This window comes from Paenibacillus senegalimassiliensis, assembly GCF_001486585.1.
Taxonomy (GTDB): Bacteria; Bacillota; Bacilli; order Paenibacillales; family Paenibacillaceae; genus Fontibacillus; species Fontibacillus senegalimassiliensis.
Map to the genome: position 1 here is coordinate 571,440 of NZ_LN909044.1, position 14,254 is coordinate 585,693.

The window sequence follows — 14,254 nt, forward strand, 5'->3', positions numbered from 1 at the left end:
GAATTTACTCCATGAGCAACTCCGTCCTGGGAAGACAACTTTTTGAACTACCTTTCAATAAAGGAGTTTTTCTGTGATTGAATTACGTGATGTCTCAAAAACCTATCCGAACGGCACCAAGGGGCTTGACCGGATCAATCTACATATAGAACAAGGTGAATTCGTTGCCGTTGTTGGACTATCCGGTGCTGGTAAGTCCACCTTGCTGCGTTCCATGAACCGACTGCATGACATTTCATCAGGGGATATCATCATCGGTGGCAAATCGATTACCCAGGCGTCCGGCAAAGAGCTGCGTATGATTCGCCGCGACGTGGGCATGATCTTCCAAAGCTTCAACCTGGTGAAGCGTTCGTCGGTCTTGCGCAATGTGATGGCTGGACGCGTCGGTTACCACTCTACGCTGCGCACCTTGCTTGGCCGCTTCCCCGCTGCTGATGTGGAGCTTGCCTTTCAGGCGCTGGATCGCGTCAATATCGTAGAGAAGGCCTATGCTCGGGCCGATGAACTGTCCGGCGGGCAGCAACAGCGGGTAGCCATTGCAAGGGTGCTCGCCCAGGAAGCGAAAATCATTCTGGCCGATGAACCGGTAGCCTCGCTGGACCCGCTGACCACCAAGCAAGTCATGGACGACTTGAAGCGAATCAATGTTGAGCTTGGCATTACTACCATTATTAATCTGCACTTTGTCGATCTGGCCAGACAGTACGCCACCCGTATTATTGGTTTGCGTGCGGGGCAGGTCGTGTTTGATGGCCCGGTGTCCGAGGCCACCGATGAACGCTTTGCGGAAATCTATGGCCGCCCCATCGATGATGAAGAATTACTGGCAAGCCGTTTGCCAAGCTCGCAGGAACTGGAGGCCCGGGCCCGATGAGCATGCATCCGCCGCATCAGAATGGCGTTCAGGCCGGCAGCAGCCCGCAGCGCCCGGAAGCGCCCAGCAAGTTGAAGCACTATTTAACAGGGGCCATTATTCTGCTGCTGCTGTGGGGTAGCTCAATCAATACCGAAGCTACGCTGGGCACGCTGATTCAAGGCGCTCCTAATATGCTTGACCTCTTGCGAGAAATGTTCCCGCCGAGATGGAGCTACTTCGACAACATCGTGCCAGCTATGCTGGAGACGATTCGCATGGCACTGGTCGGAACAACCTTCGGTGCCATCCTCGCCGTGCCGGTAGCCCTGCTCTGTGCCAGCAACCTTAGCCGTAGCGCCTGGATTTATCAGCCCATCCGCTTCGTGCTCAATCTGGTGCGGACAATTCCCGATCTGCTGCTTGCCGCTATCTTTGTGGCCATCTTTGGTCTGGGGACGCTGCCCGGCATGCTGGCGCTAACCGTATTCTCCTTTGGGCTGATTGCCAAGCTAACCTATGAGTCGCTGGAAGCAATTGACCGCGGCCCCTTGGAAGCTATGACCTCTGTTGGGGCATCTTCCATCCAGCGCATCTTCTTTGGTGTAGTGCCACAAATTCAGGCGCACTTCATGTCTTACGTGCTGTACGCCTTCGAAATTAATGTCCGTGCTGCCGCTGTCCTTGGACTCGTAGGTGCCGGAGGGATTGGCCACTATTATGAAGTCACACTTGGCTTCCTGGAGTACGACAAGACGTGCGTCATTATTTTGTTCACGCTCGCCGTTGTCCTGCTCATCGACTATGTAAGTACCAAATTGCGGGAGAAGTTGCTATGACGACAAATACGACCCATACGCCAAATAACACCCCTTCCACGAACTGGCGCCATAAAATAACCAAGCCGAAAAAGAATCGTTACCGCTGGTTAATCTACCTGCTGCTGGCCCTGGTCTATATTTGGGCCTTCGCAGGTATCCCTTTGAATGGCATCAAGGAAACGGCAGGGCAAATTACCCGAGCAATCTTTACCGGGCTGTTCTCTCCGGATTGGAATTACGTTTATTTGCCAGAGGGGGAGGACCTGCTGCGGGGGTTGCTCGAAACGTTGAGCATCTCCATCCTGGGCACTTTTATTTCAACTGCGATCTGTGTTCCGTTTGCCTTCTGGGCCGCAACCAATATGAGCCGGACCCGCTGGTTCTCCGGCTCAGGCAAGATGGTGCTGAGCTTCGTCCGCACCTTCCCGGAGATTGTCATGGCTTTGCTGTTCATCAAGGCCGTGGGACCGGGATCATTCGCCGGTGTACTTGCTCTTGGGCTACACTCCGTCGGCATGCTAGGCAAGCTGTTCGCGGATGAGATCGAGAATATGGATCAAGGACCTACAGAGGCGCTACTGGCCGCAGGCGCCAACCGCCTGCAAATCATGTGGTTCGCGGTGCTGCCACAGGTATTGCCTGGCTTCCTCTCCTACACCCTATACCGCTTCGAGATCAACCTCCGCTCCGCTACGATTCTTGGAATGATTGGAGCCGGCGGAATCGGCACCCCGTTGATCTTTGCCTTAAACTCCCGGGACTGGGACCGCGTTGGTATCATCTTACTGGGTATCATTGTCATGATTACAATCCTCGATCTCATCTCCGGAGCCTTTCGCAAGAAGCTGGTATAGCTCTGTGAAATATAACGGCCTCGCCTCCTGTACTACGATACAGAAGGGCGAGGCTGTTTGTTGGCTGCAGCTATCCTATACGTTCGCTCCGGCACCGAGCAATTCACGGATATGCGCTTCAATGCTGGCCGGTTCATCCGCTGGGGCGAACCGCTTGACAACCTGTCCTTGGCTATCGACCAGGAATTTGGTGAAATTCCATTTGATCGCCTTGGACCCGAGCAAGCCAGGGGCTTCCTTGGTTAAATGTTGAAAGAGCGGATGTGCATTCTTGCCGTTCACATCAATCTTGGAGAACAGCGGGAACGACACGCCAAAGTTCAACTCGCAAGCTTGTGCAACCTCTTCGTCCGTTCCCAATTCCTGATTGGCAAACTGAGCCGAAGGAAAGCCCAGCACGGAGAAGCCTTGGTCCTTGTAAGTATCATGGAGCTTCTGCAAGCCCTTAAATTGAGGGGCAAAGCCACATTTGGTCGCCGTATTCACTATCAGCAACACCTGTCCACGGTAAGGCTCTAACGTTTGCGCTTGGCCTTGGATTGTTTTCACTTCGATATCATAGAGAGACATATTCATTACCTCCACAAATTAATTTAGCGTAATTCAATTGTATACAATTTAATTAGCGATGTCAAATCCCGTATCATCACCTACCGGGGACTCCTTTACTTGCTGTCTTTGGGGATGATATAATGACTGCACAACAAATAGATTGCATACAATTAAATGGCAGGTGAGGAAAATGCAACTGAATGAACTGACAAAGCATGAATTAACGACTCAAGAGTTGATAGATGGCGGAGTGATGAAACTGGATAATCAGCTATGCTTTGCCTTCTATACCTGCTCCAAGGAAATTATGAAGCAGTACCGGCCGCTTCTTACGGAGCTAGGCTTGACATACACGCAATATATTACGTTGCTATCCTTGTGGGAACAAGATGGTGTCACCGTCAAGGAACTCGGGGCCAAGTTAGCGCTGGACTCGGGAACGTTAACGCCCTTGCTCAAGAAGCTGGAGGGCATGGAACTGCTCACTCGTACCCGCGACAAATCCGATGAACGCAATGTGATCATCCGGTTAACCGACGCAGGAGCCAAGCTGCAAGAGAAGGCATGTACGGTTCCTTTGCAATTGTTCGCCGATACTCAGGTCACCCTGGAAGACGTTACGGCCATGCAGCGGCAAATTCAAGATTTCTTGAGCAAGCTTGGAGACAAACCTGCTCGCGAGTAGCCTTCACTTAAAGTTATAAAAAAAGCAAGCCAGGAGGTAAAGTGAAATGTCCTCCTGGCTTGCTTTTTTTGTTAGATAATCAGACTGCTGACGGCAAACGCCATGCCAATAAACACCATACACAGCAGCGTGCCCACGGCTACGTTGCCCTTCTTCAATTGATCGGAGACGTTGAAGCCTGGAGTGACCAATTCGAATATCCAATAGGACGCAATCAGGCAGACATACCCCACGGCAAACCAGATCACCATATGCACAATCGAAGTATTCGTAAAGGCCGACACGCCTAAAATAATCGCCGTACCGAGAAATTTCCCGCCCAGCGCCAGGGCGACAGCGACATTGCCCTTCTTCAACTCTTCCATATCACGATATGGCGTCATCCAATTAAATACGACCATTCCCAATAGCTGCAGCAAAATCATTGCGACTACACTGATCAAGATATTGATGGCTATCATTACTCCGCCCACCCCCGAAATTTCGCAAATGCTAAATCATAATCGGCAAAATCATGCACTTCCTCCAGCACGACTGAAGCCTTCTGTTCTTTCTCCAATGCCGTATAACGCGCATCATCAATCGGTTGCTTAATCCGGTTGCCCGTTGGCAACTCCAGCACTGCGAATGCCCGGGTCTTACCTTCATACTCAGTCTTGTATACCCCTACCAAGTCAACCTCGGTCGTGATGGATACCTTTAATTCAGCCAAATCTTGTTCAGCCGTCGCTTGATCCGAATACGTCTTGAGCGTCGTCCAGGACGACAGGCGAACTTCATTCTTCTGATTCTCATCCGTCGTGAGTTCGGCATCCATAAATTGAAGCACCCAAATCCGATCCCCGGTGGCATAGTTATTATCATTAGGCAACAAGTCATTGTCGGGAAGAATGGTCATGTCGCTTCCGACCAAATCACCCACGGTAGCTTCAACAATTTTATAGTCCCACGGCACACGCGAGGTTGTTAATGTTGCTTCACTTCCCGTATCAAATGAGAACAGATTCGATTGCCCTCCGCAAGCGCTAAGCGCCAGCATGATCAGCAGAAGCAAGGCGGCAACCGCACTGCGCCGGATTTTGGTCTGTCTGTGCACGTACATTTATTTCACTCCCAACGGGATAAAATGACTCGCATTACCGGTAATGAGCCCACCGGCCCGGCCCAACATACCGCAGGGGGTTCCGTTTAGCATGAACAAGCCAGTTAATAGGTGGAACTCTCCCTCAGCCGTCTGAATGCGCGCCAACTCCGCTCTTTTTTGATAGACCGAAGGGAACAGCACGCTGCTGTCGAAGCCCTCCTGATCCTCCAGCTCAAGCTGCCCATCCGCATCGAACATCCGTACCGAACCTCCTTCACGCCCAAACATCGATTTGGACACGAAGCTGCCGGAGAAGACTGGCTTGTTGTAGGTAGGCAGTACGTATTTGGCAATGGTATCACGTTCTTCTTCATTAAATAGCAACCCTAATTCGTAAAGGCCCCAGGCCGCTGCCAGCAAACCTTTGGATTGCAGTAAAATACTATGAGGTCCGTTAAAAATCTTCAACCTTCCGGTCTCAATGGCATAGCTGAGTGCTTCCCCAGCATCGTCTACGGCCATCCATTCTTTCGGGTATAACGCGAACATTCGCTCAACGATACGATTGTCCTTGGTCTTCAGCGTACCTTCATCAACCCATAACTCCAGGCAATCCTCATAATGAAGCGTGAGTCCGCTATGACGCCCCAAGGCTTCAATCGTCCCGGAATCCTCCAAGTGTCGCCCATATTCCATGCAAGCCACCGTATCAGGCTGTTCCGTTGCCCAAGCCTCGGCTAGAAGCTCCTTCATGCGGGCATTGGGTGAAGGGTAGCCTGCTTGCTCCATCAGCCAAGGCGTCGCAATCGAGGACTCGACGTACCCGGTTGGCGTATCGGCGTTCAGCTCCAGCAGTTTGATGGCTCCTTCGCTTGAGATGGCAAAGTCAAACCGTGCATAGCGGCTAATGAGCCCCGGCTCTGGCATAGGCAATTCATCAAGCATCGTCCACAGAACGGGCGGAATGCCAATCAACTCGTACAAATCATGCCGCAAATGGACATAACGTACCGTTTTATCAAGAATGGTCCATAGCCTTGCCGCGGCCTGCTCCAACTCTATGTAGAGCTCCTTCGGCATGAGCACCAACTGATCAATCCAATACTGCTCTTCCTCAATATTAGCCCAGGTGAAGCCTAATTCCGCAAGCTGCCGCACCCGATCCTCCCGATTAGCATGGGGCTGGCCGACGACTTCAAATACAGAATGACCCTTGTCCTCGATCATCCGCCAAAGAACCCCTTGCTTGAACGGCCTGAGGATGAGCCGGAAATAGAGCTTTTCGATGAACCCGAAGAGTCGGAAGACGAACCTAATCCGCTTGATTTACCGCCAATCCCTCCCGCTTGCGAAGAGGTCGAGCGCCGAACAATGGACCCGGTCGACGACGTGGATGTTTTCGGCCGAACGACGGAACCTGCGGTTTGTTTATTCTGGAACGTATCGCTAGAGTAGGACTTGGGCTTATACGGCGTTGAAGTACCTGCATAGTATCCGCGATTATTGTCATGCCAGCGGCTGGACGAATAGTTCGCTCCGCTGTTGAACAGCAAGTGATACAAGAGCATGTCGTCCCAGCCGAAACCGGAGTGGTAAATGGCTCGATTGGCCGACGTATCGCTACCAGAGCCGGAAGTTCCTTCGGCGCTTCCCGATGCCCCTTCCTCCTCTTCCTCCAGTGGAAGCGGGAGGCTCCAGTCTACATTTTTATCAAAATACTGCTTCACTTCCTCCGTTGACCAAGCCACAAGCTGGGGCTCTTCGCCGCCAGCACTAGTGCTGGCAGCCGTAGCTCCCGAGCCGGGGATCAAGAAGGCATTCGCCAATAACGCAATGCCCAGCGAGGTGGACAATACACGCAGTGGCTTGCCCTCGGATGTCAAAAACTTCGAGCCTGCCGAATCCTGCGTAGTATGCTCCCGCTGTTGTTCTGTTGAACTCATTTCCTCTGGGGATGTTGCTCTGTCATCATTAGTCAAAACCGGTTCCCTCCTTACGAACTTGCTAAGAACCTTGCTTTATTTGTGCTGCTTATCGCTGCTTATTTATGCCTACCGTGCTTATCATGTGTATTCTTACCTTGGCCTAACTCAAGATCAATCTGACATAGTCAAAAACCTTATTAGTGCTAGTGGTACTTGCTCAGGCTTAGTTATACTTAGTCGTGTACTCCACTCAGTCGTGTGCAATAGGTACGAGCAGCAGTTCCAGCTTACCCTCATCCACGTTCAAACGACCTTCCACTGTCTCAAACTCGCGCTTGCCAACCACCAGATAATTGACATGCTCCAGCGCGGCAATCATATTTCCGCTCCATACTCGCTCTTCCAGCTCCTTCAGTTCCCCATCCGGCAGCTTCTCATACAATTTCACACTCATCTCCTGCGCCACTCCAACCACCCTCTCTATTGATATTGTACAAATATACATGGAGATTCAACAATAGCTACTCTTCATTCAACGCCTGCATTTGGCGAAAAAAGCTCCGATTTCCGTATACAAATCTGTGCCATTAGAACGAATTCTCCAAGCCACCCTCAGCCCTTGGGAGAACTATAAAAAAACACGCTAAGTAATGATACGCAATGAAGATCGCTTAGTTTCATCATAAAAGGATAGCACGAAGATGAATAGGAATGATGTCAGAAAGTTGAGTTGCAGATGTCTGGACGTGGTTTTCCCATCTGCTTTATACTAAGGACAAGACGAAGCACGTCCCGCACAGCTCCTTCAAGGACTGGTATTCATGGGCAGCGCAGACCTCACGGTTGTAGCGCCCTGAATTACAGTTCCGGGGGAGGAGGCGGGGCGTTTTTTTGTTGGCGGCGGTTCCTTGCGAGGGGACTAGCTAGTAATGAAATCGGCTTGCTGCCGAGATAGAGAGGTTAGGTGAATTGGAATGAGTTATGAAGAAAGCTATGCAGTCTTTATGGAAAGACATCTCGCGGCAAGACATGGTGAACGCCGTGCGCGGCTGGGGCGGGGCCATGCCCATGCAGAGGCTATGTTTCTAAGGCAGGTATGGTGGCCACTTCGTGGTGATTTTGCAGATTTACACCCTGAGTATGAAGTGAGCGATTGGCGGGGAAGACCGTTTTTTGCCGACTTTGCCTGGCTACCGGGAGAAATAAAGCTGCTTCTGGAGATTAAAGGCTACTCGGTTCACGTGAGGGATATGGATCGGCAAAAATACTGCCGTGAGCTCAACCGGGAAACCTTCCTGCATGCGATGGGCTACCAGGTGATTTCCTTGGCTTATGATGATGTGGAGCAACGCCCGGACTTGTGCATAAATTTGCTGCGCATGGTGTTGAGCCGCTACCTTCCCGCCCAAGCTCCGATCTCCCGTGGCCTGATCGCAGAGAAAGAAATTATTCGACTAGCCGGGCGTCAAGCCAGTCCCATTCGTCCGATCGATGTGAAGCAGCACTTTGAGCTAGATCATAAAACAGCCGTACTCATGCTGCGTAAAGTACAGGCCAAAGGCTGGATCAAGCCCGTCTACCACGGCAACGGCCAGCGAATTGTCGGCTATGAGTTGGTGCGGGGAGCACTAAACTTTTTGGAGTAACATAGGTGCAAGGTGCAGTAGACACTTAGTACACTTAACAAGCTTAGCGCACTTGCCGAACTTAGCAGGAAAAACTCCCGCTAATTGTTAATGTTTGTGCTGCAAATAGTGATTAACTGGAAATCCTCCATATAATATTGCCTGAATCACCCATTGAGGCTGAAATCGGGGCAATTAGATGAAGGATTTCCCTATAAATCGCTGATTTTGCTTATTTTGGTGAAATTAACGGGAGGATTTCCCTATAAAGTGGATTACTCTACAAAGTTATAGCTACAGCCGCAGCCGAGATACAACCAAATTACCTTCTACATTCCATCTTCTTCCTTCAATCTCCCCTACACCATGAACATGGCAACCACAGTGGTCACGGCTAGGCCGATGAGCACGGGCTTCAGGTTGCGGCGAGCCAGCTCGAACGGGCTCACGCCGCATATGGCGGCGGCCGGGATGAGCGCCCACGGGATCAGGGTGCCGCCGCCAACCCAGATGGCGGCGACCTGCCCCAGCGCCGTCAAGGTGGCTGTGCCACCACCGATGGCGGTGCCGAACAGTTGGGCGATGGAACCGGCCAACGAAATGCCCGAGAAGCCGGAGCCGTCCAGGCCGGTAATCGCTCCGGTCACGGCGAGCGTGATGGCGCCCACGCTGCCGTTTAGCGGGACGACACTGGCCAGGGCCAGGCCAAGGTCGTTCACGATGCCATGGGAGGTCGCCGGAAGGACCTGCCCGAATAGCTCGGTAAATGCGGCATCCCCCAGATAGAAAAAGGCCGCAATCGGAATGACGGGGCCAAACACCTTGAAGCCAAAGGTTAAGCCTTCAATCAGATAGGAGGTCACCTTCTCCAGACCGTGATCACGGTGAGCCAGCAAGGTGACGCCAACCAGAATCAGCACGGCTGTTCCTCCCACCAGTGCCGTGGCGTCACCGCCTTGAAGCCCTAACACAAACATCGCGGCAACATCCGCAGCGAACAGCAACGGAATCAGAATGGCGAGCCCCCTTCTGACCTGTGGACGGAGCACGTCGTCTGTACGGTCTGCGGCGTCGCCTTCCTCCTTGCCAACCTTCCGCCGTTCCTCACTCGTCGGACGACTATCCATCAGTCCGCCGTCAGTCCCCTTTACTTTCACCAGACCATCTCGCCATGTACCATTACGCTGATCACGGCGCATCATCCAGTAAGCCGTAACGGTGCTCACCACTCCCATGACAATAACTAACGGTACGCTGGCCGACATCACGCTGCTGACCGGTAGACCCGCCGCATCAGCCGTCAGCTTCGGTGCACCCTGAATGATGTAGTCCCCGGACAAAGCGATGCCGTGTCCGAACAGGTTCATCGCCATCGCCGCGCCCAAAGCCGGTAGACCCACGCGAATAGCCACCGGCAGAAGAACCGCACCCACAAGCGCCACCGCTGGAGAAGGCCAGAAAAACAAGGAGGTCACCATCATAATCAGGCCGATTCCCCAATAGGCCATGGCTGGCGTGCGCAAGAAACGCGTCAAGGGAGCCACCATCGTCTCATTGATGCCCGTTCGAATTAGCACTCGGCTCATCGCTACAATAATGGAGATGATCATAATCGTCCCCATCAGTTCCCGCGTTGCGTAAACAAAGGATTGAAATATGCCCGATATTGAACCGCTAAGCGTCTCCGTAGCCAGCAGGCCTAATGTGAAAATTCCCACCACACAAATCATGGTGGTATCTCGCCGCCGGATCAGTAGCGCCATGATGAACACGATAAAAGACAGATATACGATGTGGATTGCCGATAACTCAGTTCCTGTCATGGAGCCGCGCCCCTTTCCCCCGCAATTGTCTTATATGCTATGCGGGGGCCCAAGCAAGGGTTCGGCTAGGGAAAAGGGACTAATTTTTCTTAAAAGGAGTTATCCTGACGATTTCATTCCTCTGCTGATGGTTACGCCGACGGTTCCTTAACGGTGCGGTATCTGTTCATGCGCAACTTCCCGTGCTAGTTTCCGCCACTTATAAACTGAAGGATACCTATCAGTATCAACAAACCGAAGATAACGGCAATACCAATAATCACCGGAACCACGACTCTGGATACAGTCCTGTTCAGCTTCTGCGATTGCTCCAATGCCTGTTCAACCTGATTTAGACGTTGCTTCAACACTTCAAGCTGTGCCGGGTCTTGGAACTCTTGCTCTTCTGACTCTTTACGCTTCTCCAAGTCATTATGCTCTACCAATGTTTTGACCTCCTTCAATTGTTTTACTTCACTCTGTCTTCAACTCTTGTTCTGTTAATTTAGGTCGCAGGGTTACGACTATTCTCATTTATACGATGAAGGCCGGGGTTGTATCCCCGCTTTACGGAAGCCCTGCCAGGTATCGATCGAAACAGCTAATGTAATGGCGAAGAAGGTAATCCACAATAGACTGGCCTGCGTAAATCCACCATCCGCCAAACTGGAATAACCAAACCAAAACCATTCGCCCATTTTGACGTGGAAGGCTGCCGAGATTAAGGTGTCGGCACGGAGCAGCATAGATGCAAAGACGCACAACGTAACGGCATAAACGGCAGCATTGAGTGCGGCCATCCGATACGTCCACTGACCCGCCAGCCATTTATAGATAGACAAAGTCACATCGAGGGCAAGCCACAACACGACCCACGGCCAATAGGACAGAAGTACATCCTGATTAAATACCGGCATTAGCCGTTCCAGACCGTTTTGCCCAGATTCATAAACAACGATGAGCCGATCAGCGTTAAAAAAAATACAGCCCCCTATCGCCGTCACTAGTAGGTCAAAAAAGACCTTGGTTTTGGCGATTTTTTTCTCCACAGGAATGTTACGGATGCGATAAAGCTCCTCGGGCGTCCACCCTTTAGGGTTCCTTTTCCACCCCTCTCCGGTGCTCTCCTTAACACCAGACCGCTCCAGAATGGCAAAGACCAACGTAATCCAGAAGGCGGCTTGCAGCATGACCGATACAGCTTGACTGATCACCCCGCCAATCAGCCCTGTCATAAAGTCAACCCAATCGATTTCGGCAACGGAACCCGTGTAAATGAATAATTGATCAGCAAATACAGCGATAACCCCAATAACAGCAGCGATGGGCAGTACCATTTTGATGAGTTGAATATAAGTCTCGTAATAACGGGGTCCAATCAGGTATTGGGGCTGGTCCCGGTACTGTGCGGCTAGCACCGCAGGATTACCCAGCTTCGTCAAGGCCTCCTTAACCTCCGCTTCCTCATACTCGTCAGGCAGCATATCCTCAATTGTGGACCGCAATTCCAGCGCGATATCCTCCCGGCCCTGCTCGGGCAGCCTACGGGTCACTTCCTGAATGTACAACTCAATCAGATTTGATGGATTCATGGCCATCTTCCCCCTTCAATAGGTCGTGCAGCTCTCGGGAGGTTCTCTCCCACTCCAGCTTCAACTGTTCATAAATCTCCTGACCAAATGGACTTAGCACATAATACTTACGCGGCCGGCTCTCCGACGTATCCCAACTACTGGTCACCAATTCCTGCTTCTCCAGACGGCGCAAGAGTGGATACAATGTGCTCTGATCAATAGCCACTCCTGAATTCTCCAATCGTTGCACCAGAGAATAGCCGTATTGCCGTTCTCTTAATTGGCTAAGCACGGCAAGCGTGAGCGTCCCCCGCCGCAGCTCCGTGATGAACGAATTAAGTAATGAATTCATGCTTCCACCTCGTCTGTCACATACTGTTTTACACATAGTGTGTATCATACACTATATTTATACTATGTATCATACACTATTGTGTTTTTTACAGCAATAGCCTTTTACCTATAAGTTTAAATCATCATCTGTGCAGGAAAAGCAAAAAGCCCTGTCTTGTACCAGGGGAATGCCCCCTGCAAAAGACAGGACCTCATAAAACATGTTGAACTATAGTTCATATTTAATGACTTCTAATAATACCCCTACCCCTTCGTAACACAGGTCGGTCCCGTCTCCAGCTTCTCGCCGCTTGGCGTGTCCGCTACAGGTATCTGCTTTCTGCCTTGTCTTCCACCACGGCCCGCAAGATATACCCCGCCGAGGATAAAGACCAGAGCAACCAGCAGACGCCAGCTCACGGGCTCATCTAACAGCGTAAAGCCCCAGAAAATAGCGCTCACTGGCACCAGATAGGTCACCATTGTAGCGAATTGCGCACTGCCCTTCTGTACCATGAAATAGAACAAAATGTAGGCAATCCCGGAGCCGAACACCCCTAAGCCAATGATCGCCCCCAGTGTAGTTGGTGACGCCAGCGGTGCCAGAGAATTTCTCTCAAACAAGAGGAACATCAGACCGCTGCCCAGCATCGCGCTGATTAATGTACCAAACGTAATCTGATACATCGTTAGTCCGCCCGATAAGCGTTTGGACAGATGTGTGCCTATGGCATAGCATAAGGTCGCCCCCAGCATACTGGCGAACCCTAGCAGGTCCACCGAGGCCAGTGAAGTCGGACTGACTCCCGCCAGAATAGGCAAGCCCAGAAAGGCCAAGCCCATCCCCAGCCACTGGGTACGAGTCGCTGCCACGCCAAAGATCGCAACGCCCACCACCAGGGTCCATAAAGGTGTGGTCGCATTAACCACCGACGTCATGCTGCTTGTCAGCCGTGTCTCGCTGAATCCAATCAAGGCCCAAGGGATCGCCGTATTGATCAGAGCCATCACTACCATGAGCACCCAGGGAATCTGCCGTAAACCAAACGGCTTGCGCAATATGACCATGACCACGGTAATGGTCGCCAGCCCAAAGACTGAACGCAGGAAAGCGATGGTCCATGGGCCGAAGTCTGGCAGCAGTATTTTAATAAAGAAAAAAGAGCCACCCCAAATCAAACTTAACAACACTAAAGCCAGGTACAGTGATCGCGCCACTCCTATCCCTTCTTTCTCTCCAGCACGAATCTAATCGATCAGCAATTCACCATCATATGAGGCAATAACCTTGTATAGCTCGGGACGACGGTCGCGGAAAATACCCCACTCAATCCGCTGGGTCTCCAGTTGATCCAGATCGAATTCAGCGACCAGCACCGTCTCTTCGGCACGGCCCGCTTCAGCAATCATATTGCCCTGTGGCCCGGCGATAAAGGAGGACCCGTAGAAGGTAATCGCAGAATCCTCATCCGTCTCCTCACCGATACGATTGGAAGCAATCACCGGAACGAGGTTCGAGGCCGCATGGCCCCGCATGCACATCTGCCAGTGGTCCTTGGAATCAATTGACCCGTCCTGCGGCTCCGACCCAATGGCCGTCGGGTAGAACAGAATTTCTGCGCCCATCAGGGCCATGCAGCGAGCCGCTTCCGGATACCATTGATCCCAGCATATGCCCACACCAATCTTGGCATAACGAGTGTTCCATACTTTAAAGCCCGTGTCCCCCGGATTAAAATAAAACTTCTCTTCATAACCCGGACCATCGGGAATATGACTCTTGCGATAGCGCCCTAAAATCTTGCCATCCGCATCAATGACGGCCAGCGAGTTGTAGCGAGCGTTGTTCTTCTTCTCATAGAAGCTGATCGGAAGCACGACCTGAAGCTCCTTCGCTACTTGCTGAAAATGGCGAATTGCCGCATTCTCCTCAAGTTCGGTGGCGTATGCGTAGTAATCCGCTTTTTCTTTCTGGCAGAAGTAAGGGGTCTCAAATAGCTCTTGCAGCAAAATAATTTGCGCTCCCTGCTGGGCCGCTTGTCTGACCAACTTGTCCGCCTTGGCGATATTCTCTTCTTTATTGGATGAACAGCTCATTTGGGTGGCTGCTACTTTCACCTGTCTCTTGCTCATGATGGACCTC

General features: G+C 51.6%; 17 protein-coding genes. 5 read left to right on the top strand and 12 right to left on the bottom strand.

The window, feature by feature from the left end:
• Positions 1-73 precede the first annotated feature (73 nt).
• Genes phnC through phnE (BN3279_RS08440) form a run of 3 tightly spaced genes read left to right on the top strand, consistent with a single transcriptional unit; the run spans position 74 to position 2,531 of the window.
• The gene (gene phnC / locus BN3279_RS08430) at positions 74-877 is read left to right on the top strand and encodes a phosphonate ABC transporter ATP-binding protein (RefSeq protein WP_059050176.1); all 804 of its coding nucleotides are present in this window, start codon (positions 74-76) and stop codon (positions 875-877) included.
• The gene (gene phnE / locus BN3279_RS08435; RefSeq protein ID WP_059050177.1) at positions 874-1,695 is read left to right on the top strand and encodes a phosphonate ABC transporter, permease protein PhnE; all 822 of its coding nucleotides are present in this window, start codon (positions 874-876) and stop codon (positions 1,693-1,695) included. Before phnC ends, phnE (BN3279_RS08435) begins: the two co-directional genes overlap by 4 nt.
• Entirely contained in the window at positions 1,692-2,531 is an 840-nt protein-coding gene (gene phnE, locus BN3279_RS08440) for a phosphonate ABC transporter, permease protein PhnE (RefSeq protein ID WP_059050178.1), read from the top strand. The genes phnE (BN3279_RS08435) and phnE (BN3279_RS08440) overlap by 4 nt, the downstream gene beginning before the upstream one ends.
• A gap of 75 nt (positions 2,532-2,606) precedes the next feature.
• Here phnE (BN3279_RS08440) and BN3279_RS08445 read toward each other — a convergent pair whose 3' ends face one another.
• Positions 2,607-3,101: a glutathione peroxidase gene (locus tag BN3279_RS08445; RefSeq protein ID WP_059050179.1), complete on the bottom strand. Its 495-nt coding sequence runs from the start codon at positions 3,099-3,101 to the stop codon at positions 2,607-2,609.
• Positions 3,102-3,336: 235 nt separating this feature from the next.
• On the opposite strand from BN3279_RS08445, the gene BN3279_RS08450 reads away from it, so the two are divergent.
• The gene (locus BN3279_RS08450) at positions 3,337-3,768 is read left to right on the top strand and encodes a MarR family winged helix-turn-helix transcriptional regulator (RefSeq protein ID WP_059050499.1); all 432 of its coding nucleotides are present in this window, start codon (positions 3,337-3,339) and stop codon (positions 3,766-3,768) included.
• 71 nt (positions 3,769-3,839) lie between these two features.
• On the opposite strand, the gene BN3279_RS08455 is transcribed toward BN3279_RS08450, so the two are convergent.
• The 5 genes from BN3279_RS08455 to BN3279_RS08475 all read right to left on the bottom strand — a co-directional run bounded on the left by BN3279_RS08455 (position 3,840) and on the right by BN3279_RS08475 (position 7,231).
• Positions 3,840-4,229: a DUF350 domain-containing protein gene (locus tag BN3279_RS08455; protein WP_059050180.1), complete on the bottom strand. Its 390-nt coding sequence runs from the start codon at positions 4,227-4,229 to the stop codon at positions 3,840-3,842.
• Positions 4,229-4,870, bottom strand: a complete 642-nt coding sequence (locus BN3279_RS08460; RefSeq protein ID WP_059050181.1) for a hypothetical protein — start codon at positions 4,868-4,870, stop codon at positions 4,229-4,231. The genes BN3279_RS08455 and BN3279_RS08460 overlap by 1 nt, the downstream gene beginning before the upstream one ends.
• Positions 4,871-6,079 carry a glutathionylspermidine synthase family protein gene (locus BN3279_RS08465; protein WP_059050182.1) on the bottom strand — a complete coding sequence of 403 codons (1,209 nt, stop codon included), beginning with the start codon at positions 6,077-6,079 and terminating at the stop codon, positions 4,871-4,873.
• Positions 6,076-6,795, bottom strand: coding sequence for a hypothetical protein (locus BN3279_RS08470; protein WP_059050500.1), 720 nt, complete (start codon positions 6,793-6,795; stop codon positions 6,076-6,078). Before BN3279_RS08470 ends, BN3279_RS08465 begins: the two co-directional genes overlap by 4 nt.
• Positions 6,796-7,027: 232 nt before the next feature.
• Positions 7,028-7,231, bottom strand: coding sequence for a hypothetical protein (locus BN3279_RS08475; RefSeq protein ID WP_059050501.1), 204 nt, complete (start codon positions 7,229-7,231; stop codon positions 7,028-7,030).
• Between the two features lie 520 nt (positions 7,232-7,751).
• Here BN3279_RS08475 and BN3279_RS08480 point away from each other — a divergent pair.
• Positions 7,752-8,423, top strand: a complete 672-nt coding sequence (locus BN3279_RS08480; protein ID WP_059050183.1) for a hypothetical protein — start codon at positions 7,752-7,754, stop codon at positions 8,421-8,423.
• A gap of 338 nt (positions 8,424-8,761) precedes the next feature.
• On the opposite strand, the gene BN3279_RS08485 is transcribed toward BN3279_RS08480, so the two are convergent.
• The 6 genes from BN3279_RS08485 to aguB form a co-directional block, all read right to left on the bottom strand.
• Positions 8,762-10,225 (bottom strand): hypothetical protein, encoded by a 1,464-nt coding sequence (locus BN3279_RS08485; RefSeq protein ID WP_059050184.1) that lies wholly within the window; start codon positions 10,223-10,225, stop codon positions 8,762-8,764.
• A 185-nt stretch (positions 10,226-10,410) separates the two neighbouring features.
• Entirely contained in the window at positions 10,411-10,650 is a 240-nt protein-coding gene (locus BN3279_RS08490; RefSeq protein ID WP_059050185.1) for a hypothetical protein, read from the bottom strand.
• A gap of 84 nt (positions 10,651-10,734) precedes the next feature.
• Positions 10,735-11,796 (bottom strand): HAAS signaling domain-containing protein, encoded by a 1,062-nt coding sequence (locus BN3279_RS08495; protein ID WP_059050186.1) that lies wholly within the window; start codon positions 11,794-11,796, stop codon positions 10,735-10,737.
• Positions 11,774-12,130: a PadR family transcriptional regulator gene (locus BN3279_RS08500; RefSeq protein ID WP_059050187.1), complete on the bottom strand. Its 357-nt coding sequence runs from the start codon at positions 12,128-12,130 to the stop codon at positions 11,774-11,776. Before BN3279_RS08500 ends, BN3279_RS08495 begins: the two co-directional genes overlap by 23 nt.
• A 245-nt stretch (positions 12,131-12,375) precedes the next feature.
• Positions 12,376-13,329, bottom strand: a complete 954-nt coding sequence (locus BN3279_RS08505; protein ID WP_059050188.1) for a DMT family transporter — start codon at positions 13,327-13,329, stop codon at positions 12,376-12,378.
• Between the two features lie 30 nt (positions 13,330-13,359).
• Positions 13,360-14,244, bottom strand: coding sequence for an N-carbamoylputrescine amidase (aguB, locus tag BN3279_RS08510; protein ID WP_059050189.1), 885 nt, complete (start codon positions 14,242-14,244; stop codon positions 13,360-13,362).
• Positions 14,245-14,254: the final 10 nt, after the last annotated feature.